The following is a 19,433-nucleotide window of genomic DNA, read 5'->3' as shown; positions in this document are numbered from 1 at the left end:
TGAATTCGAACAACTTCCTTGTCGTGGTGGTGTCGCGGTGTCAGGATGAATGCGGGCCCGCGCTGACGAGAGCCCGCCCCCACTCCCTCATTGCAAGGACCTCGATGCGTGCTGCACCCGTGACCACCTCCTCGAATGCCCGCAGGCTCGGGTTCCTCGCCGTCGCCCTCGTGTCGACGATCACGCTCGCCGGTTGTCAGGCACCGGCACCCGAGGCATCCGGCGACCCGGTCTCGGGCGGCACCCTCGCCTACGCGAGCGGCGACGCCGAACCCACGTGCCTCGACCCGCACGTCGGCGGCAACTACCCGCAGGCGCTCCTCGCGGGGCAGTTCCTGGAGTCGCTCGTCTCCCGTGACGCTTCGGGTGAGATCATCCCCTGGCTCGCCGAGTCGTGGGAGGCATCGGACGACGGCCTCTCGTGGGACTTCACCCTGCGCGACGATGTCGCCTTCACCGATGGCACCCCGCTCGATGCCGAGGCCGTGAAGATCAACATGGAGCACCTGCAGGACCCGGCGACCCAGTCCTCGACGGGCTACCTCGCACTCGGCAAGGTCGACCGCGTCGAGGTCGTCAGCGATCAGGTCGCACGATTCGTACTGAGCTCGCCCGACAGCGCACTGCTCGAATCGCTCACGCAGCCGTGGCTCGCGATCGAGTCGCCCACAGGCCTCGCCCGCGGCACGGACGAGAACTGCCAGGCGCCGATCGGCACCGGTCCGTTCATCGTCGACGAGTGGGTCAAGCAGGATCACGTCTCCCTCGTGCGCAACGACGAGTACACCTCGCCGCCGGCCGATGCCGCACACGACGGCCTCGCGTACCTCGATGCGATCGACTGGCGCTTCGTGCCCGACTCGGCGTCGCGGTATGCGGCGCTGCAGGCCGGCCAGGTCGACGTCATCGACAACCCTCAGCCCGACACCATCGCGGCGGCGAAGTCGAACGATTCGCTCACCTGGCTCGACGCACCCCGCCCCGGAGCGGCGAACCGCATCGAGCTCAACTCGGGCCAGGCACCGTTCGACGACGAGCGCGTGCGCGAGGCGTTCATCCGCGCCGTCGAGGTCGACGAGGGCATCGACGCGCTCTTCTTCGGCACCGCAGAGCGCTCATATTCACCGCTCTCCTCTGTCGAGGCCGTCGCGTACTCCGACGACTCGCTCTTCCAGCCCGACCTTGATAAGGCGAACACTCTGCTCGACGAGGCCGGTTGGAGCGAACGCGACGACGAGGGATACCGCGTGAAAGACGGCACCCGCCTCACGCTTCGGTTCCCGGTGAGCACGAACCAGTCGGTCCCGGCTGAGCAGTCGCTGTTCGAGCAGGTTCAGGCGACGGCGAAGGCGGCCGGATTCGACGTCGTCATCTCCCTCCTCGATCTCTCGAGCTGGTACGGCGCCCTGGCTGCGAACGAGTACGAGATCGTGAGCGCTCCGTACACGAAGGTCGGCCCCGACGTGCTGCGCATCCTGTATCACTCCGACAGCATCACGCCTGCCCCGAGCGGCTACTTCGCAAACCTCGCCCAGCTCGACGACCCCGAGGTCGATGACCTGCTCTCCGAGGCTGCGGCGACGAACGACGCCGATGCCCGAGCCACCCTGTACGAGCAGGCCCAGCAGCGCATCCTCGGCGGCTACTACCTCCTCCCCCTGTACGACCAGCAGAACAGCTTCCTGGTGAGCAACTCGGTGCACGGCGCGCGCGCCATGCCCACCGTCTCGACGCCGAGCTTCTATGACGCCTGGCTCGCCGGCTGAGTCCCGTCGCGCCGCTCGCGGCGTGACGCTTCGCCGCGCCGGCCTCCTGATGGCCGGCGCGGTGTTCGTGCTGTGGGCCGTCGCCACTCTCACCTTCTTCGCCATCCGGCTCATCCCCGGTGATCCGGCGCAGGCGATCCTCGGCGGGCCGGGGTCCCAGGCCTCGCAGGAGGCACTCGACCAGGTGCGTCGCGACTTCGGGCTCGACCAGCCGCTCATCGTGCAGTACCTCGCCATGCTCGGCCGGCTCATCACGGGCGACCTCGGCGCCTCGTACGCCCTCAAGGTGCCGGTCGCCGAACTCCTCGGAGCGCAGATCGGCGGCACACTCCTCCTCGCATTCCTGGCCCTCGTGCTCGCCTGGCTTCTCGCCCTCGGGCTCGCGCTCTGGTCGACGGGGCGCGGGCGTGTCGCCTCCGCCGTCGGCGAGGGCGTCGAGATCTCTGCCGCCGCACTGCCGCACTTCTGGCTCGCCGCGGTGCTCATCGCGGTCTTCAGTACCGCGCTGGGCTGGCTCCCGCCGGTGGCCACCGGCACGCCTGCAGGCCTCGTGCTCCCGGTCGTGACGCTCGCGATCCCGCTCGCGGGGTTCCTCGCCCAGGTCATGCGCGAGAGTCTCCTCGATGCCATGCAGCAGCCGTTCGTGGTGTCGGCGCGCGCTCGGGGCGAGACCGCACTCGGCGTGCGATTGCGCCACACCGTGCGTCATGCGGCGCTGCCGGCGATCAGCCTCTCGGGCTGGGCGCTCGGGTGGCTGCTCTCGGGGGCCGTCGTCGTCGAGACGATCTTCGCGATGCCGGGTCTCGGTCGCACCCTGTTGCAGGCCGTGACGCTCCGCGACATCCCGGTGGTGACCGGCGTGGTGCTGCTCGTCGCCGTCGTGTACGTGCTCATGACCGTGCTCACCGATGTTGCGTCGCGCATCGCCGATCCCCGACTTCGACAGGAGGCCGGGCGGTGAGCGAGCTCGAACTGCGACAGACGACGGTCGAAGCATCCGCCGATCATCTGCCGCTGAGGCGACGCGGCCGGATGCCACGCGCCGGAACGCTGCTTTCGGCGGCGTTCGTACTCTTCCTCGTCGCCGCGACCTGTACGCCGGGGCTCGTCGAAACACAGGACCCCAATCAGATCGCCGCGGCCGACGCCTTCCAGGCACCGTCGCTCGCCCACTGGTTCGGCACCGACGAATCCGGGCGCGACATCTACAGTCGCATCGTCGCCGGCACCAGCACCTCACTGCTCATCGGCGTCACGGCGACGCTCATCGGGCTCGTGCTCGGTCTCGTGCTCGGCGTGGTGGCGAGCTTCGGTGGTCGCGTCCTCGATTTCAGCGTCAATCGGCTGGTCGAAGTGCTCTTCGCCTTCCCCGGACTGCTGCTCGCGCTCCTCGTGATCGTCGTGTACGGGCCGGGGCCGGTGACCGCGACCGTCGCCGTCGGCCTCTCGACGGCGCCCGGCTACGCCCGGATCATCCGCGGCCAGCTCGTCTCGATCCGCTCCTCGCAGTACGTCGAGGCGGCGCGGGTGCTGGGTCGTTCCCCCGCCCGCATCCTCGGCCGGCATGTGCTGCCGAACGCACTCATCCCACTCTTCGTGCTCGCAACCCTCGGTATCGGCCAGGCGATCGTCTGGGCGGCGGCGCTCAGCTACCTCGGCCTGGGCGCGCAGCCGCCCGCTGCCGAATGGGGCGCCATGCTGGCCGCGGGTCGCACCTATCTCGCGACCGCCTGGTGGATGACGGTCTTCCCCGGGCTCATGATCGTCGCCACGACCATCGCGACGACCGTGCTCGGCCGAGCACTCACCCGACGCGGAAGGGGCGAATGATGACGGATGCACCCGTACCCGTGCTCGACGTCGCAGACCTCAGCGTCGGCTTCGGCCCGACCGAAGTCGTGCATGGAGTGAGCCTCACGATCTCGCCCGGTGAATGCGTCGCGATCGTCGGCGAGTCGGGCTCGGGCAAGTCGGTGACGGCTCGGGCCCTGCTCGGTCTGGCCGGCCCCCGATCTCTCGTCTCATCGCAGCGGCTGCGCATCGCGGGGCGGGAGTTGGGCGCGGCGACTGAACGCGAGTGGCGCCGCGTCCGCGGCCGCCACGCCGGGCTCATCCTGCAGGACGCGCTCGTCTCGCTCGACCCGCTCCGCCCCGTCGGTCGCGAGATCGAGGATCCACTCCGCATCCACGAACGGATGCCGGCGGCTGCGCGCCGCGCCCGGGTGCTCGAGCTCCTCGCCGACGTCGGCATGCCCGACCCGGCGCTCGCCGCAGGCCGGCGATCCGGCGAACTGTCCGGTGGCCTCCGCCAGCGCGCCCTCATCGCGGCCGCCATCGCACTCGACCCGCCGCTCCTCATCGCCGACGAACCCACGACCGCCCTCGACGTCACCGTGCAGGCGCGCATCCTCGCGCTCATCGCCGACATCCGCGCCCGCGGCACGGGTGTGCTGCTCATCAGCCATGATCTGGCCGTCGTCGGGCAGCTCGCCGACCGCATCCTCGTCATGCGCGAGGGCCAGGTCATCGAGCAGGGAACGGCCCGCGAGGTACTGGAGTCACCCCGGGAGGCGTACACGAAGGCGCTCATCGCGGCAGTGCCGTCGGACACCCCGCGCGGTGCTCGACTGTCGGCGCTGTCGGCCCTGCCTGCGCCGATCGGCCACGCAGCGCCGAGCCGTGTTCCGCCGGCGGCCGCGGCGGCGATGCCCGCGGCGCCGCCCTCCGCAGCACCTCCGCTGCTCTCGCTCGCGCACGTCACCAAGACGTTCGCGATCCCGGGCGGCCGCTTCGCCGCAGTCGACGACGTGTCACTGTCACTTCATCGGGGCGAGACGCTCGGCCTCGTCGGCGAATCCGGCTCGGGCAAGACGACCGTCGCGCGGCTCGCGCTCGCACTCACGGCGCCCGACAGCGGCACGGTGCACCTCGACGGCGAGGAGTGGTCGGCACTCGACGAGCGGCACCGTCGGCCCTCACGCCACCGCATCGGCGCGATCTACCAGGACGCCCTCAGCTCGTTCGACCCGAGGTGGGACGTCGGCCGCATCCTCACCGACGCCGCACGCGCCGCTCACCGCGGCTCGCCGACCCCCGACGTCGCGACCCTGCTCGATCAGGTCGGGCTCGCGGCATCCGTCGCCGGGCGAAAGCCCGTGACCCTCTCAGGCGGCCAGCGGCAGCGGGTCTCGATCGCCCGGGCACTCGCCGCGTCACCCGAGCTGTTGATCTGCGACGAGCCCGTCTCGGCGCTCGACGTGACGATCCAGGCGCAGATCCTCGACCTGCTCGACGATCTCCAGCGCGAGCGTGGCCTCGCGCTCCTCTTCATCTCGCACGACCTCGGCGTCGTGCACCACATGGCCGATCGGGTCGCGGTGATGCGGGCCGGTCGCATCGTCGAGACCGGCGAATCCGAGCGGGTCTTCGGGCGGCCGGAGCATCCCTACACCGCCCAGTTGGTGGCCGATTCGCCGCGGCTCGCATACTGAGCCGCAGGGCCGAGGGTCGGCGACTCGCCCAGACTGCGTTCAGCGCGCTCTCGGGTAGGCTGGATCGTCGCACATTCAGGCACCTCACCACAGACACGGTGCCGCATACATCGAACCGGAGCATCATGACCGACACCGCTCGCATTCCCGACAAGCCCGCTCTCGAAGGCCTCGAATCGGTCTGGGGAGGCGCTTGGGAGCGCGAAGGCACTTACCGGTTCGATCGCGATTCGGCCACGCGGGAGTGCATCTACTCGATCGACACTCCCCCGCCGACGGCTTCCGGCTCGCTCCACATCGGCCACGTGTTCTCGTACACCCACACCGACGTCGTGGCGCGGTATCAGCGCATGCGGGGTAAGAGCGTCTTCTACCCCATGGGCTGGGACGACAACGGGCTGCCCACCGAACGCCGCGTGCAGAACTACTACGGTGTGCGCTGCGACCCGACGCTCCCCTACATCGAGGGCTTCGTGCCGCCGTTCGAGGGGGGCGAGGGCAAGTCGACGAAAGCCGCCGATCAGGTGCCGATCAGCCGCCGCAACTTCATCGAGCTCTGCGAACGCCTGACCGTCGAAGACGAGCAGCAGTTCGAAGCCGTCTGGCGCCAGCTCGGCCTCTCGGTCGACTGGACCCAGACCTACCGCACCATCGGCGATGAGTCGTTGTTCGCTTCGCAGCTGGCGTTCATTCGCAACATCGACCGGGGCGAGGCGTACCAGGCGCTTGCACCGACCCTGTGGGACGTCACGTTCCGCACCGCCGTCGCCCAGGCCGAGCTCGAAGACCGCGAGCAGCCGGGCCACTACCACCGCGTCTCGTTCCACAAACCCGATGGCGGCACCGTCGACATCGAGACGAGCCGCCCCGAGCTCATCCCCGCGTGCGTCGCACTCGTCGCGCACCCCGACGACGAGCGCTACCAGCCGCTCTTCGGCACCACGGTCACGACGCCCGTCTTCGGCGTCGAGGTGCCCGTGCTCGCCCACCACCTCGCGCAGAAAGACAAGGGCACCGGCATCGCGATGATCTGCACGTTCGGTGACATCACCGACGTCGTGTGGTGGCGCGAACTCGACCTCCCGAACCGCGCGATCATCGGCTTCGACGGCCGGGTCATCGCAGATGCCCCCGACGTCATCACCTCCGAGGCCGGCCTCGCCGCGTATGCAGAGCTCGCGGGCAAGACGACGTTCTCGGCCAAGCAGGCCGTCGTGCAGCTCCTCCGCGACTCGGGCGACCTGCTCGCCGACCCGAAGGCGATCACCCACCCGGTGAAATTCTTCGAGAAGGGCGACAAGCCGCTCGAGATCGTCTCCACCCGTCAGTGGTACATCAGGAACGGCGCCCGCGACGAGGCGCTGCGCGAGCGTCTGCTCACCCATGGCCGCGAGATCGACTGGCACCCCGACTTCATGCGCGTGCGCTACGAGAACTGGGTGGGCGGACTCTCGGGCGACTGGCTCGTCTCCCGCCAGCGCTTCTTCGGCGTGCCGATCCCCGTGTGGTACCCGCTCGACGATGCGGGCGACCCGAAGTTCGACGAGCCGATCGTCGCGACCCGCGAGCTGCTGCCCGTCGACCCGTCGTCGGCGGCGGCACCCGGCTTCGACGAAGCCCAGCGCGGTGTCCCCGGCGGCTTCATCGGCGAGCACGACGTCATGGACACGTGGGCGACTTCCTCGCTCACCCCGCAACTCGCGGGCGGCTGGGAGCGCGACCCCGAGCTGTTCGAACTCGTCTTCCCGTACTCCCTGCGCCCGCAGGGTCAAGACATCATCCGCACCTGGCTCTTCTCGACGACCCTGCGCGCCGAACTCGAGCACGGTGTCGCGCCATGGTCCAACGCCTCGATCTCGGGCTTCATCGTCGATCCCGATCGCAAGAAGATGTCGAAGTCCAAGGGCAACGTCGTCACCCCGGCAGGCCTCCTCGAACAGCACGGCTCCGACGCGGTGCGCTACTGGGCGGCATCCTCCCGTCTCGGCACCGACGCGGCCTTCGACCCGCAGAACCCCACGCAGGTCAAGATCGGCCGACGCCTCGCCATCAAGGTGCTGAACGCGGCGAAGTTCATCCTCACCTTCGACGGTCGGGCGGATGCCCCGGTGTCCGTGCCGGTCGACCGCAGCATGCTCGCCGAGCTCGCCGTCGTCGTCGACCGCGCCACGCGCGCCCTCGACGCCTACGACCACGCCCGCGCCCTCGAGCTCGCAGAGACCTTCTTCTGGACCTTCTGCGACGACTACCTCGAGCTCGTGAAAGAGCGTGCGTACGGTGCGGCGAGCTCCGAGCAGGCCTCAGCGGTCGCCGCGCTGAAGACCGCGCTCGATGTACTGCTGCGCCTCTTCGCCCCGGTCATCCCGTTCGCGACCGAAGAAGCATGGCGCTGGTCGCATGACGGCTCCGTGCACGTGTCACAGTGGCCGACCGTCGACGACCTCGCCGCGCGTGGTGAGGCGGGCGTCGAGTTGCTCGAGCTCGCGAGCCTCGCGCTGACCGGCATCCGGCGCGCCAAGACCGATGCGAAGGCGTCGCAGAAGACGCCGGTCTCGAGCGCCGCGATCGCGGCGTCGGCAGCGACGATCCCGCTGCTGGAGTCGGTCGAATCAGATCTGCGTGCGGTGGGGCGCATCGCCGAGCTCAGCTTCGTCGAAGCTGAGACGTTCGAAGTCCGCGACGTCGTCTTCGAGGCGCCGTCGGAATAGGGGGAACCATGAGTTACGAGATACGGGCAGCCGGTGACGACGACTTCTTCGGATGGCTGCCGCTGTTCGAGGCGTACTGCCGCTTCTACGAAACCGAACTCGACGACGCCAAGGCGCTGATCGTCTGGAATTGGATCCGCGACGAGGCCGAGCCGCTCACGGCCGCACTGGCCGTCGATGACGAGGGCCGGCCCATCGGGCTCGCCCACTTCCGGGCCGTGCCCAATACGTTGACCGCGACCCGCGGCATGTACCTCGATGACCTGTACGTCGACGAAGGTGCACGCGGTTCGGGCATCGGCAAGTCGCTCATCGAGTTCGTGCACGCTCGTGCAGCAGAGATCGGCCACGGTGGGGTCAGCTGGATCACTGCAGATGACAATGCCGAATCGCAACGCCTCTACGATCAGCTCGCCGAGCGCACCAGCTGGGTGACCTACGAGATGGATGCGTGATGCGACTCGGCACTCGCTGGGCGTTCGGCACCGTGCCGCCGGCATCCGTGCCCGCTGAGCTTCGCGAGCGCATCGCGGCCGCCGAGACAGCCTTCACCGGTGACGGCGCGAATCGTCACTGGACGCTCACCTGGCTCGAGGGTCGACCGATCGCCGAGCTCGACGATGGCACCGTGGTGCGCGAGACGATCATCGATGCGAACGACGCCGACGAGGATTGGTAGCGGCCGACGACTTCCACCGTCGGGCTCGCTACGCGTGCGCGATGATCTCGCCGTGCGGCATGAGCAGCCAGCCGTCTTCGTCGGCCGCCCATGCACGCCACGCATCGGCGATTCGACGCAGTTCTTCGGGGTTCGAATGACCCGATTCGATCGCGTGCGCCGCGAACTGCGACTCGGTCGCGCGCTCGGCCCACGAACCGCCCCACCATTCGCGTTCGAGGTCGGTCGCGAACACCCAGGTCGTACCCGTCGCGGCGATGTCGGTGAAGCCCGCCTCGCGCGCCCAGGCTTTCAGGCGGCGACCGGCATCGGCCTCACCGCCGTTCCACTCGTGCACCGCGTGGTAGAGCTCGAGCCAGCGAGTGAGGCCGGGTGAGACCGGGTTCCAGATCACGCCGCCGTAGTCGACGTCGCGCGCCGCGACGATGCCACCGGGCTTCGTGACCCGGCGGAACTCGCGCAGCGCCTCGACCGGGCGACCGAGGTGCTGCAGCACCTGGTGCGCATGCACGATGTCGAAGGAGTCGTCCTCGAACTCGAGCGCGTAGGCGTCGCCGACCCTGAACTCGACGTTGGCGACGCCCTCGCTCTGCGCGAGACCCGCCGCGCGCGCGACGACATCGGCCGACGAGTCGATGCCGATGACGGAGCCGGGCCGCACCCGACGGGCGAGATCGATGGTGATCGTGCCGGGTCCGCTGCCGACGTCGAGCACTCGCTCGCCCTCACGCAGGTGCGGCACGAGGTAGGCCGCAGAGTTCTCCACCGTGCGCCAGGAGTGCGTTCGCAGCACGCTCGCGTGGTGGCCGTGGGTGTACTCGTCTCGTGGAGCGTTCTCGGGCCGATCGGTGCGCATATCCCGAGCCTATGCTCCTCGCCGACGGTGCGACACGAACTACGGTGGTTGGATGAGCGACCCATCGAACCCGTTCCTCGAGCCGAGCCCCCTGCCCTATCGGCTCCCCCTCTTCGCCCTCATTCGCCCAGAGCACTATCGGGAAGCGATCGAGCGCGGCATGCGCGAGCAGCGCGCAGCGGCCGAAGCGATCGCCATGAATGACGAACCGCCCACGTTCGAGAACACGATCATCGCGCTCGAGCGCTCGAGCGCCCTCCTCCGCCGGGTTCTTCCCGTGTTCGAGAACGCGAGCTCGGCCGACAGCAATGCTTCGATCGACGCGATCGAGGCCGAGTTCGCTCCGCTTCTCGCGGAGCACCGCGATGCGATCCGGCTGGACCCCCGCCTCTACGCCCGGATCGTCGAGCTGCACTCTGCCCGAGACGGACTCGGCCTCGACGCCGAGTCCGCGTATCTACTGGAGCGGTACCACCGCGAAGCCACGCTCGCGGGCGCCGCCCTCGAACCCGCCGAACGAGCCGAGCTGACTGCGCTGAATGCGCAGATCTCACGACTCACGACCGGATTCCAACAGCGCCTCCTCGCCGACACGAACGAGCTCGCGCTGCACATCGTCGAGGCTGATGAGCTCGCGGGCCTCGACGAGAGCCGGCGCTCGGCGGCGCGCGAGGCCGCCGTCGCGCGCGGCCTCGAAGGCTGGCTCATCACGCTCGTCCTGCCGACAGGGCAGCCTGCCATCGCCTCGCTCTCGCACGACGAGGTGCGCGATCGGCTCTTCACCGCTTCACGGTCGCGCGGATGTCGCGGCGGCGACCACGACACCCGCGAGACGCTGCTCGAACTCGTGCAGATCCGCGCCTCGCGGGCGCGATTGCTCGGCTTCGCGAACCACGCGTCAGCGGTGACCGTCGACGAGACGGCCGGTGCTCCTGAGGCGGTCGCCGACCTCCTCGCCCGCCTGGTGCCGGCCGCAACGCAGAATGCCCGTCAGGAGGCGGCCGCGCTCACCGAACGCGCGGCTCGGCTCGGTTGGCGCAGCGTCGAGGCCTCGGACTGGGCGATTCACACCGAAGCGGTGCGACGTGAGCGTTTCGACGTCGACCTGCAGGCGATGCGCCCGTATCTCGAGTTCGATCGCGTGCTCACCGAGGGCGTCTTCCACGCCGCAACGCTGCTGTACGGAGTGCGCTTCACCGAACGCACCGACCTCGTCGCCTACCACCCCGACACCCGGGTCTTCGAAGTCTTCGACGACGACGACAGCCCGGTCGGCCTGTACCTGATCGACCCGTACGCGCGCGACTCCAAGCGCGGCGGTGCCTGGATGAGCTCGCTCGTCGAGCAGTCCGACCTCGAAGCGACGCTTCCCGTAGTCGTGAACAACCTCAACGTTCCGAGGCCCGCGTACGGTGAGCCGACCCTGCTCACCTTCGATGAGGCCGAGACGCTGTTCCACGAGTTCGGCCATGCGCTGCACGGCCTTTTCGCGAGGGTCGCGTTCCCCTCGTCGGCCGGCACCAACGTCTATCGCGACTTCGTCGAGCTGCCGAGCCAGGTCAACGAGTTGTGGCTGCTTCGACCGGAGGTGCTCGAGCACTTCGCCCGGCACGTCGAGACGGGCGAGCGAATGCCGCAGACCCTCGTCGATCGCCTGCTCGCGTCGCGCACCTTCAACGAGGGTTTCTCGACGACCGAGTACCTTGCCGCTGCGGCTCTCGACCAGGCATGGCACCGTCTCTCCCCCGACGACGCCGCCGCGGTGACCGACGTCGCCGCCTTCGAACGACAGGCACTGGCCGCCGTGGGCCTCGACGACCCGCTCGTGCCCCCGCGCTACTCGAGCACCTACTTCGCCCATATCTTCGCCGGCGGCTACGACGCCGGGTACTACTCGTACATCTGGAGCGAGGTGCCGGGCGCCGACATCATGGCGTGGTTCGAGCAGCAGGGCGGTGCGACGCGTGCCAACGGCGATCGATTCCGGGCGGAGATCCTCGAGCCGGGCGGCTCACGCGACCCGCGCGAATCGATCCGGCGTCTGCTCGGGCGCGAACCCGACATCGCCCCGCTCCTGGCACGACGGGGCCTCGCCTGAGCGTCGCTCACGCCACCTCCGACGCGCTCTCCGAGGAGACCTGGCGACGAACACGCTCCTCGTTCCGAGTCGTCCGTCTGATCTCGGACTTCGGGGAATCTGTCGACGGCACGCGCGGCGGCGCCGACCGCGGTGACGCGATGACCAGCGCGACCGCTCCTGCACCGAGCACGAGGCCGACGAGGGTCGCCGGCGTGAACGGGTCGGCGAAGAGGATCGCGCCGGCGACCGCGGCAGTGGGGGCCACCAGATACAGAAGCGCATTCAACGCGGTGATGCCGAGGCGACGGAGAAGGTACCAGTAGAGCGCGTAGCCGAGGAGTGTGGGGACCACAGCGATCACGAGCGTCGAGACCCAGAACGCGGCTGTGGCAGGCGGGGCGAACGTTCCCGTGACGGCGGCGAGGAGCGCCACTGCCACGAGGGTGACGGACGAGTGCACGGTGAGGGTCGCGAACACGGAGAGGCGAGCCGAGGTGCGCCGCTCAAGGAACGTGGCGGTGACGAGGCTGGCCAGTGCGACGAGCGGGAGGAGGTACGCGGGCGTGGGAGACCCCGCGGCCAAGGCGTCGGCCGCCACGATGAGCGCCACCCCCACCGCGCCGAGCACCAGGCCGAGCCATTGGAGCGCACGGACGCGAAGGCCGAGGAGCGGGCCGACGAGGGTCGCCACGACAAGAGGTTGGACCGCATCGATGAGCGCGGTCGTTCCCGACGACACACCGGCGCCGACGGCCAGGTAGATCGGGACGACGTAGCCGAACTGTGCGAAGAATCCGATCGTGAGGTGCGGACGGATGTCGCGCCATGGCGGAAACACGAGCGGACGTCGTCGGACGTTCGCCGCGGCGATGACGATCAGGAGGATGACCCCGACGGTGAGGTATCGCCAGAACAGGACTGTCAGAGCCGGAGCAGCGTCGGTGCCGATCTTCGCGATCACGAAGCCAGAACTCCAAGCCAGGACGAACGTGACGGATGCACCAATGAGAAGGAGGCATCTCGGTATACCGGTCTGTTTACTCATTCGAACGAGTATACAGAGCGGTATAGTGGAGCCATGACCGCCGAGAATCTGCCCGAAGCGCTTCCTCACTACACGCCGGGAGCAGAGCGCGTGCTCGCCGCGGCATCCGAGCTCTTCTACCGTGAGGGAATCCACGCCGTGGGTGTCGACACCATCGCAGCCGCGGCAGGGGTGACGAAGAAGACGCTCTACGACCGGTTCGGATCGAAAGAGGCGCTCGCCGTCGCGTACCTGCGCGGGCGCGACGCGCGGTGGCGTGAGTACCTTGAACGCGAACTCGCACAAGAGCCTCCGGGAAGCGTCGAACGCATCCTGGCAGTGTTCGACATCGCGGGCCGGTGGGCGATCGACAACTGCGGCAAAGGGTGCAGCGCCATCAACGCCCGGGCCGAGATGGACGACGCGACGTCGCCCATTGCTGTCGAAGCCATCCGCCAGAAGAAATGGCTGCGGGATGTCTTCGAGCAACTCTGCCGCGATGCGGCGATCGCCGATGCCGAACGCGTCGCCAAGAGTCTGATGCTGCTCTACGAGGGCGGCCTGGTGACTACCGGCATGGGCACGTTCGCCGAACCGTTCGCGGCGGCACGGGATGCGGCGGCCCTGCTCCTCACGTTGAGTGCGGGCGGGCAGCGACCCGACGATGGTGCCTGAAACGACGGATGCCTCGTGCAGGCGTGCTGCACGAGGCATCCGTCGAGACGGAAGACGACTCAGATCGCGAAGCCGAGCGCCCGCATCATGTCGCGGCCGTCGTCGGTGATGCGCTCGGGACCCCACGGCGGCATCCACACCCAGTTGATGCGGAACGCGTCGACGGTGCCGTCGAGCGCCTCAGCGGTCTGCTCTTCGATCACGTCGGTGAGGGGGCATCCGGCGCTCGTGAGCGTCATGTGGATGACGAGGGCGTCGTTCTCGTCGTCCCAGCCGAGGTCGTAGATGAGGCCGAGGTCGACGATGTTGACCCCGAGCTCGGGGTCCATGACGTCTTTCAGCGCTTCTTCGACCTGGTCGTAGCGCTCTGGGGCGAGTGTGGTGACCATAGTGTGATTCTACCCTCGCCCTATTCGGCCGGCACCGCTTCGGCCACGGCCGTCTCGGCGACCTGGTACCGGTCGTAGCCCTCGTCTTCGAGTCGGTCGGCGAGCTCGGGGCCGCCCTGCTCGGCGATGCGGCCCGCCACGAAGACGTGCACGAAGTCGGGCTTGATATAGCGCAGGATGCGCGTGTAGTGCGTGATCAGCAGGACACCGAGGCCGGTGCTCGAGTGCGCCCGATTGACGCCCTCGGAGACGACCTTCAGCGCGTCGACGTCGAGACCCGAGTCGGTCTCATCGAGCACGGCGAACTTCGGCTTCAGCAGTTCGAGCTGCAGGATCTCGTTGCGCTTCTTCTCGCCGCCCGAGAAGCCCTCGTTGACGTTGCGCTCGGCGAACGCCGAGTCCATCTTGAGGTTCGACATCGACTCGCGCACGTCTTTGATCCAGCCGCGGATCGGAGGCGCCTCGCCGTCGATCGCCGTCTTGGCGGTGCGGAGGAAGTTCGTGACCGTCACGCCCGGAATCTCGACGGGGTACTGCATCGCGAGGAAGAGGCCGGCGCGTGCGCGTGCGTCGACCGACATCTCGAGCACGTTCTCACCGTCGAGCAGGATCTCGCCCTGGACGACCTTGTACTTCGGGTGGCCGGCGATCGTGTACGCGAGGGTCGACTTGCCCGACCCGTTGGGGCCCATGATCGCGTGGATCTCGCCCTCGTTGATGACGAGGTCGACGCCGCGGAGGATCTCGCGGGTGCCCTGGTCGGTCTCGACGTTGACGTGGAGGTTCTTGATCTCGAGAACGGACATGTTCGTAGTGGTCTCTTTCGGTTGCCGGCCGTTCCGGGCCGGAGGAGTGGGTCAGACGGTCAGTGTGACCATGGGGTCGATGTGGACGTCGCCGTCTCTGAGCTCGACCTGGTAGACCGGGACGGGCTCGTACGCGGGCAGCGTCAACGGCTTGCCCGTCTTCAGGGAGAACATGGAGCCGTGGGCCCAGCACTCGAGGGTGTCGTCTTCGACGAAACCTTCGGCCAGCGAGATGTCGCCGTGCGTGCAGGTGTCGCCGATGGCGTAGATCTCGCCTGCGGCGTCTTTCACCACGGCGATGGGAACGCCCTCGAGCACGAACCGCGAGGCCTCGTTCACGGCGAGGTCGTCGGCTGAGCAGACACGAACGGATGCCACGTCAGCGACCTTCCAGTTCGGCCTCGATGGCCGCGGTCAGGCGGGCTTCGAGGTCGGCCGAGCCGATCTTCTGCACGATGTCGGTGAGGAAGCCGCGCACGACGAGTCGACGTGCTTCGTCTTCACTGATGCCGCGAGCCATCAGGTAGAACAGCTGCTCGTCGTCGAAGCGGCCGGTGGCACTCGCGTGCCCGGCGCCTTCGATGTCGCCGGTCTCGATCTCGAGGTTCGGCACGGAGTCGGCGCGAGTGCCCTCGGTGAGCACGAGATTGCGGTTCTGCTCGTAGCTGTCGGTGCCGGTTGCGGCGTTGCCGATCAGTACGTCGCCGACCCAGACGCTGCGCGCGCCGGCACCCTGCAGCGCGCCCTTGTAGGTGACGCGGCTCTTGGTGTGCGGTGCGTCGTGGTGCACGTACACCTGCTGCTCGAGGTGCTGGCCGGCGTCGGCGAAGTAGAGGCCGAGGGCCTCGATGTCGGCGCCCTGCTCGGCAAGGTGGGTCGACGGGTTCACCCGCACGACCTTGCCGCCGAGGGAGACGACGATGTGCTTGAGGAACGCATCGCGGCCGAGGCGGGCGAACTGGCTCGAGAGGTGCACGGCCTCGTCGTCCCACTCCTGCAGCGAGACGACGGTGAGGGATGCCCCGTCGCTGACGAGGATCTCGACGTTCTCGCTGAGGCGGGCGGCACCCGCGCCGGCGAGCACCACGAATCCGCGGCTGTTCGGCGCGGCCTCGATGACGGTGTGCGCGGCGCGCGGGGCGTCGCCGAGACCGGTGCGGGTCACGAACGCGATCTTCTCGTCTTCGCCGGTGACGGAGACGAGGAGGGCCTCGCCGAAGTTCGACCACGCGTTGGCGCTCGCGCGCTCTTCGGGCGTGCCCGCCGCGCCGATGCGGGCGTCGTCGCGCGGGATGTACGAGAAGGCGATGCCCGAGACATCCGCGCCGTCTTGAGCCTGTCGAAGGGTCGTCTCGATCGGAAGTCGCGAACCGTCGAGCTCACCGCCGGTGAGGTCGGCGAAGGTCGCGACCGGAGAGAGCTTCCACTCGCGCTCGCGTCCGTTGACGGGCTCGAAGTCGTCGACGTTCACCGAGCGGAACCGCTCGGAGCGGGTCTGCACGGGCACGAAGGCGCCGTCGGAGTGCGCGACGAGGCCGTGTTGCCCGGGAGTGGCCAAAGGGGATGAACGCTGTGTTGTGCTGGTCATCTGATCGGTCATTCCTAGCCGACGCTGCCTTCCATGCCCATCTCGATGAGCTTGTTGAGTTCCATGGCGTATTCCATGGGGAGTTCACGCGCGATCGGCTCGATGAAGCCGCGCACGATCATCGACATGGCCTCGGTCTCGTCGATGCCACGGCTCATGAGGTAGAAGAGCTGCTCCTCGCTGACCTTCGAGACCGTGGCCTCGTGGCCGAGCTTGACATCGTCGACGCGGATGTCGATCGCCGGGTAGGTGTCGGAGCGAGAGATCGTGTCGACGAGCAATGCGTCGCAGACGACGCTGTTCGCCGAGTGATGCGCGTTGGCGTCGATGCGAACCTCGCCGCGATAGCCCGCTCGGCCACCGCCGCGCGCGATCGACTTCGAGACGATCGACGACTGCGTGTACGGCGCCATGTGGATCATCTTGGCGCCGGCGTCCTGGTGCTGGCCGGGGCCCGCGAAGGCCACGGAGAGCGTCTCGCCCTTGGCGTGTTCGCCCATGAGGAAGATCGAGGGGTACTTCATCGTGACCTTGGAGCCGATGTTGCCGTCGACCCACTCCATGGTCGCGCCTTCGGCAGCAGTCGCACGCTTGGTCACGAGGTTGTACACGTTGTTCGACCAGTTCTGGATCGTCGTGTAGCGAACGCGGGCGTTCTTCTTCACGATGATCTCGACGACGGCCGAGTGCAGCGAGTCGCTCTTGTAGATCGGCGCCGTGCAGCCTTCGATGTAGTGCACGTAGCTGTCTTCGTCGGCGATGATGAGCGTGCGCTCGAACTGGCCCATGTTCTCGGTGTTGATGCGGAAGTAGGCCTGCAGCGGGATCTCGACGTGCACGCCCTTCGGGACGTAGACGAACGAACCGCCCGACCAGACGGCCGTGTTGAGCGCGGCGAACTTGTTGTCGCCCGCCGGGATCACGGTGCCGAAGTACTCCTCGAAGACCTCGGGGTGCTCGCGCAGCGCGGTGTCGGTGTCCATGAAGATGACACCCTGACGCTCGAGCTCTTCGTTGATCTGGTGGTAGACCACTTCGGACTCGTACTGGGCGGCGACGCCTGCGACGAGGCGCTGGCGCTCGGCCTCGGGGATGCCGAGGCGCTCGTAGGTGTTCTTGATGTCGTCGGGCAGGTCTTCCCAGGTCTGGGCCTGCTTCTCGGTGGAGCGGACGAAGTACTTGATGTTGTCGAAGTCGATGTCCGACAGGTCGGCACCCCACGTGGGCATGGGCTTGCGCTCGAAGAGCTGCAGCGCACGCTGGCGTCGTTTGAGCATCCAGTCGGGCTCGTTCTTCAGCCCTGAGATGTCGGCGACCACCTCGGGCGAGATACCGCGTCGGGCGGATGCCCCGGCGGCGTCGGAGTCGGCCCAACCGAACTCGTACGTACCGAGTCCTTCGAGTTCTGGGCGGTCGATCAATACGTCCGTCATGCTCTCCCTCTTCTCCTCCCGTGCAACCGGCTATCAGGCCGGCCCATTCCCCTCGTGAGTCGAGGCGCTCATTGAGTGGGTGATGATGTGCCCGGTGGCTTCAGTGCGAACCTAAGATGGCTGGTGGCTCATCACGCGCGGTTTCGCGCGGTCGGCGAGCCTGCCAACCAGTCAAGTCTATAGGGTCGCAGGGGGCGCGGGGCAGGACTCCCAGCGCCGTCACAGCGCGACCAGGATCAGGATCGAACCCGCGTGACCCGCACTCTCCGCACCTTCGCCTGGGCCTCGTTCATCGCCCAGGTCACGATCATCGCGACGGGCGGCGCGGTGCGTCTGACGGGCTCTGGCCTCGGATGTCCCACTTGGCCCACGTGCACGGCCGACTCGCTCGTGCCGACCGACGAGCTCAGCTACCACTCCCTCATCGAGTTCGGCAATCGCATGATGACGGGCGTCGTCGGCATCATCGCCCTCGTCGTCTTCCTGCTGGTCTGGCGCATCCGACGCGAGCGCCGCGACCTCTTCGCGCTCTCCTTCATCGTCGGTGTCGGAATCGTCGCCCAGGCGATCGTCGGCGGCATCACGGTCTGGACGGGCCTGAACCCGTTCATCGTCGGGTTCCACTACCTTTCATCGCTCGCCCTGGTCTGCGTGACGGCCGCATTCCTCGACCGCATGGACTCCCTCCCAGGGCCTCGGGAGCGGGCCGTGCCCGGCTGGTACGCAGCGCTCACGCACGGCGTGACGGCCGTGCTGCTCGTCTCGATCGTGTTCGGCGTGCTGACCACCGGCTCGGGCCCGCACTCCGGCGACTCGGCGGCGGGCCGCAGCGGCTTCGACTCCGAGATCCTCGAGCACATCCACGCTTGGCCGGGCTACGCCCTCCTCGCCCTGACGATCGTGCTCGTGGTCGCCGCATGGCGCCTGCAGCTGCCGACGCTCCGCTGGTCGATCGCGCTCCTCGCCATCGAGCTCGTCCAGGTCGCGGTCGGCCTGTACCAGGCTCGCAACGGCCTGCCCGCCTTCGCGGTCGGTGTGCATATGGTGCTCGCTGCATTGACGGCTGCGGCGATGACCCTCGTCGTCCTGCACCTGAAGCGCCCGGTCTCCGCAGCGGTCGAGTCGGGTGAGAACGCCGCGGCCGCGGCATCCGCTCGCTGACCGCCACCGGGCCGGTATTCTTCATCTGCCCGGACGCGGTCCGAATATCCACTCCGATTCGGCGCAGATCTCCGACATCATGCGGCGCGGACGTGCAGCCCCTGACCAACCGCGCGGACGATGCGATCCTGCACGCCCGGCCAGTCGTCGATCACCTGCCGGTAGCCCACACGGATCACGTGGTAGCCGCGCAGCAGGAGCGCGGCATCATGGGCGTTGTCTTCGATCCGTTGCTCGCCGACGTGATGCCCACCGTCGATCTGCAGGACGAGACGCTCACCGAGCAGGAAGTCGACACGATGCCCCTCGATCCATGCCTGCGGCACGATCCGAATGCCGAGCCATCGCAGTCGCTGGAAGACGAGCGTCTCGAGCCCGGAATCGGCGAACATGTTCGCGGCGGCGAGCAGTTCGCGCGCCTGACCGACGAGCGGAAGGCGGGCGAGCAGATCATACGCCACGAGTCCCTTGCTCAGGGACGACTCCCACACGGCCAGCGCTGCCTCGAACGGCTGGCACGCGGCGACGAGTGCAAGCGTGTTCTCGATCGGATCCATCAACGAGTCGGGATGTCTCGGCAGCAGCGGCTTCGCCCAATGCACGGTGCCGTGGATCGCCGGCACCGCGGCATGCGGATCGGCCGCGACGTGGATGTGCGGGTGCGAGAGCACCCAGAGTCCGAGGCGCCGCGCCTGCGTGATGCAGGTGAGTACGACCCCTGCCTTCGCGGCCGCGATGAGCTCGCGATCGGCGTCGGGTAGAGCCAACCAGTTTCGC

General features: G+C 68.2%; 18 protein-coding genes. 10 read left to right on the top strand and 8 right to left on the bottom strand.

Going from position 1 to position 19,433, the window contains the following annotated elements:
* Positions 1–104: 104 nt before the first annotated feature.
* The 7 genes from AC1C2S_RS17565 to AC1C2S_RS17535 all read left to right on the top strand — a co-directional run bounded on the left by AC1C2S_RS17565 (position 105) and on the right by AC1C2S_RS17535 (position 8,644).
* Positions 105–1,766 (top strand): ABC transporter substrate-binding protein, encoded by a 1,662-nt coding sequence (locus AC1C2S_RS17565; protein ID WP_495353887.1) that lies wholly within the window; start codon positions 105–107, stop codon positions 1,764–1,766.
* On the top strand, positions 1,744–2,727 hold the full coding sequence (locus AC1C2S_RS17560) for an ABC transporter permease (RefSeq protein ID WP_495353886.1): 984 nt from the start codon (positions 1,744–1,746) through the stop codon (positions 2,725–2,727). The genes AC1C2S_RS17565 and AC1C2S_RS17560 overlap by 23 nt, the downstream gene beginning before the upstream one ends.
* 71 nt (positions 2,728–2,798) lie before the next feature.
* Positions 2,799–3,596, top strand: coding sequence for an ABC transporter permease (locus tag AC1C2S_RS17555; RefSeq protein WP_495354419.1), 798 nt, complete (start codon positions 2,799–2,801; stop codon positions 3,594–3,596).
* The gene (locus tag AC1C2S_RS17550; RefSeq protein ID WP_495353885.1) at positions 3,596–5,257 is read left to right on the top strand and encodes a dipeptide ABC transporter ATP-binding protein; all 1,662 of its coding nucleotides are present in this window, start codon (positions 3,596–3,598) and stop codon (positions 5,255–5,257) included. The genes AC1C2S_RS17555 and AC1C2S_RS17550 overlap by 1 nt, the downstream gene beginning before the upstream one ends.
* Before the next feature lie 125 nt (positions 5,258–5,382).
* Positions 5,383–7,965: a valine--tRNA ligase gene (gene valS / locus AC1C2S_RS17545; RefSeq protein WP_495353884.1), complete on the top strand. Its 2,583-nt coding sequence runs from the start codon at positions 5,383–5,385 to the stop codon at positions 7,963–7,965.
* An 8-nt stretch (positions 7,966–7,973) separates the two neighbouring features.
* The gene (locus tag AC1C2S_RS17540) at positions 7,974–8,420 is read left to right on the top strand and encodes a GNAT family N-acetyltransferase (protein ID WP_495353883.1); all 447 of its coding nucleotides are present in this window, start codon (positions 7,974–7,976) and stop codon (positions 8,418–8,420) included.
* Positions 8,420–8,644 (top strand): hypothetical protein, encoded by a 225-nt coding sequence (locus AC1C2S_RS17535; protein WP_495353882.1) that lies wholly within the window; start codon positions 8,420–8,422, stop codon positions 8,642–8,644. Before AC1C2S_RS17540 ends, AC1C2S_RS17535 begins: the two co-directional genes overlap by 1 nt.
* 28 nt (positions 8,645–8,672) lie before the next feature.
* Here the strand turns inward: AC1C2S_RS17535 and AC1C2S_RS17530 are convergent, their stop codons facing one another.
* Positions 8,673–9,500 carry a methyltransferase domain-containing protein gene (locus AC1C2S_RS17530; RefSeq protein WP_495353881.1) on the bottom strand — a complete coding sequence of 276 codons (828 nt, stop codon included), beginning with the start codon at positions 9,498–9,500 and terminating at the stop codon, positions 8,673–8,675.
* A 52-nt stretch (positions 9,501–9,552) separates the two neighbouring features.
* On the opposite strand from AC1C2S_RS17530, the gene AC1C2S_RS17525 reads away from it, so the two are divergent.
* The gene (locus AC1C2S_RS17525) at positions 9,553–11,598 is read left to right on the top strand and encodes a M3 family metallopeptidase (protein ID WP_495353880.1); all 2,046 of its coding nucleotides are present in this window, start codon (positions 9,553–9,555) and stop codon (positions 11,596–11,598) included.
* Positions 11,599–11,605: 7 nt separating this feature from the next.
* Here AC1C2S_RS17525 and AC1C2S_RS17520 read toward each other — a convergent pair whose 3' ends face one another.
* The gene (locus AC1C2S_RS17520; RefSeq protein WP_495353879.1) at positions 11,606–12,625 is read right to left on the bottom strand and encodes a DMT family transporter; all 1,020 of its coding nucleotides are present in this window, start codon (positions 12,623–12,625) and stop codon (positions 11,606–11,608) included.
* A 33-nt stretch (positions 12,626–12,658) separates the two neighbouring features.
* Between AC1C2S_RS17520 and AC1C2S_RS17515 the strand changes: the two genes are divergently transcribed.
* Complete coding sequence (locus AC1C2S_RS17515) at positions 12,659–13,279, top strand: TetR/AcrR family transcriptional regulator (RefSeq protein WP_495353878.1); 621 nt, start codon at positions 12,659–12,661, stop codon at positions 13,277–13,279.
* A 59-nt stretch (positions 13,280–13,338) separates the two neighbouring features.
* Here AC1C2S_RS17515 and AC1C2S_RS17510 read toward each other — a convergent pair whose 3' ends face one another.
* The 5 genes from AC1C2S_RS17510 to sufB are packed head-to-tail and all read right to left on the bottom strand — an operon-like array spanning position 13,339 to position 17,495.
* Positions 13,339–13,668 carry a metal-sulfur cluster assembly factor gene (locus tag AC1C2S_RS17510; protein ID WP_495353877.1) on the bottom strand — a complete coding sequence of 110 codons (330 nt, stop codon included), beginning with the start codon at positions 13,666–13,668 and terminating at the stop codon, positions 13,339–13,341.
* A 20-nt stretch (positions 13,669–13,688) separates the two neighbouring features.
* The gene (gene sufC, locus AC1C2S_RS17505) at positions 13,689–14,474 is read right to left on the bottom strand and encodes a Fe-S cluster assembly ATPase SufC (RefSeq protein ID WP_495353876.1); all 786 of its coding nucleotides are present in this window, start codon (positions 14,472–14,474) and stop codon (positions 13,689–13,691) included.
* 51 nt (positions 14,475–14,525) lie between these two features.
* The gene (locus AC1C2S_RS17500) at positions 14,526–14,852 is read right to left on the bottom strand and encodes a non-heme iron oxygenase ferredoxin subunit (protein ID WP_495353875.1); all 327 of its coding nucleotides are present in this window, start codon (positions 14,850–14,852) and stop codon (positions 14,526–14,528) included.
* A 1-nt stretch (position 14,853) separates the two neighbouring features.
* On the bottom strand, positions 14,854–16,062 hold the full coding sequence (sufD, locus tag AC1C2S_RS17495) for a Fe-S cluster assembly protein SufD (protein WP_495353874.1): 1,209 nt from the start codon (positions 16,060–16,062) through the stop codon (positions 14,854–14,856).
* 14 nt (positions 16,063–16,076) lie between these two features.
* On the bottom strand, positions 16,077–17,495 hold the full coding sequence (gene sufB, locus AC1C2S_RS17490) for a Fe-S cluster assembly protein SufB (protein WP_495353873.1): 1,419 nt from the start codon (positions 17,493–17,495) through the stop codon (positions 16,077–16,079).
* A gap of 252 nt (positions 17,496–17,747) precedes the next feature.
* On the opposite strand from sufB, the gene AC1C2S_RS17485 reads away from it, so the two are divergent.
* Positions 17,748–18,656 (top strand): COX15/CtaA family protein, encoded by a 909-nt coding sequence (locus AC1C2S_RS17485; protein ID WP_495353872.1) that lies wholly within the window; start codon positions 17,748–17,750, stop codon positions 18,654–18,656.
* A gap of 77 nt (positions 18,657–18,733) precedes the next feature.
* On the opposite strand, the gene AC1C2S_RS17480 is transcribed toward AC1C2S_RS17485, so the two are convergent.
* Positions 18,734–19,423, bottom strand: coding sequence for an endonuclease domain-containing protein (locus AC1C2S_RS17480; protein WP_495353871.1), 690 nt, complete (start codon positions 19,421–19,423; stop codon positions 18,734–18,736).
* Between the last annotated feature and the right edge of the window lie 10 nt (positions 19,424–19,433).

This window comes from Agromyces sp. Y782, from assembly GCF_059445405.1.
Note: the sequence above shows the minus strand (reverse complement) of the source record. Positions and strands in the feature narration are given on the sequence as shown.

Excerpts from the sequence above, each read along its gene's own strand:
- AC1C2S_RS17560 (WP_495353886.1), top strand. The coding sequence starts at position 1,744 with ATGACGCCTGGCTCGCCGGCTGAGTCCCGTCGCGCCGCTCGCGGCGTG.
- AC1C2S_RS17550 (WP_495353885.1), top strand. The coding sequence starts at position 3,596 with ATGACGGATGCACCCGTACCCGTGCTCGACGTCGCAGACCTCAGCGTC.
- AC1C2S_RS17525 (WP_495353880.1), top strand. The coding sequence starts at position 9,553 with ATGAGCGACCCATCGAACCCGTTCCTCGAGCCGAGCCCCCTGCCCTAT.
- AC1C2S_RS17565 (WP_495353887.1), top strand. The coding sequence starts at position 105 with ATGCGTGCTGCACCCGTGACCACCTCCTCGAATGCCCGCAGGCTCGGG.
- AC1C2S_RS17515 (WP_495353878.1), top strand. The coding sequence starts at position 12,659 with ATGACCGCCGAGAATCTGCCCGAAGCGCTTCCTCACTACACGCCGGGA.
- AC1C2S_RS17540 (WP_495353883.1), top strand. The coding sequence starts at position 7,974 with ATGAGTTACGAGATACGGGCAGCCGGTGACGACGACTTCTTCGGATGG.
- AC1C2S_RS17535 (WP_495353882.1), top strand. The coding sequence starts at position 8,420 with ATGCGACTCGGCACTCGCTGGGCGTTCGGCACCGTGCCGCCGGCATCC.
- sufB (WP_495353873.1), bottom strand. The coding sequence starts at position 17,495 with ATGACGGACGTATTGATCGACCGCCCAGAACTCGAAGGACTCGGTACG.
- sufD (WP_495353874.1), bottom strand. The coding sequence starts at position 16,062 with ATGACCAGCACAACACAGCGTTCATCCCCTTTGGCCACTCCCGGGCAA.
- sufC (WP_495353876.1), bottom strand. The coding sequence starts at position 14,474 with ATGTCCGTTCTCGAGATCAAGAACCTCCACGTCAACGTCGAGACCGAC.
- AC1C2S_RS17555 (WP_495354419.1), top strand. The coding sequence starts at position 2,799 with ATGCCACGCGCCGGAACGCTGCTTTCGGCGGCGTTCGTACTCTTCCTC.
- valS (WP_495353884.1), top strand. The coding sequence starts at position 5,383 with ATGACCGACACCGCTCGCATTCCCGACAAGCCCGCTCTCGAAGGCCTC.
- AC1C2S_RS17530 (WP_495353881.1), bottom strand. The coding sequence starts at position 9,500 with ATGCGCACCGATCGGCCCGAGAACGCTCCACGAGACGAGTACACCCAC.
- AC1C2S_RS17520 (WP_495353879.1), bottom strand. The coding sequence starts at position 12,625 with ATGAGTAAACAGACCGGTATACCGAGATGCCTCCTTCTCATTGGTGCA.
- AC1C2S_RS17510 (WP_495353877.1), bottom strand. The coding sequence starts at position 13,668 with ATGGTCACCACACTCGCCCCAGAGCGCTACGACCAGGTCGAAGAAGCG.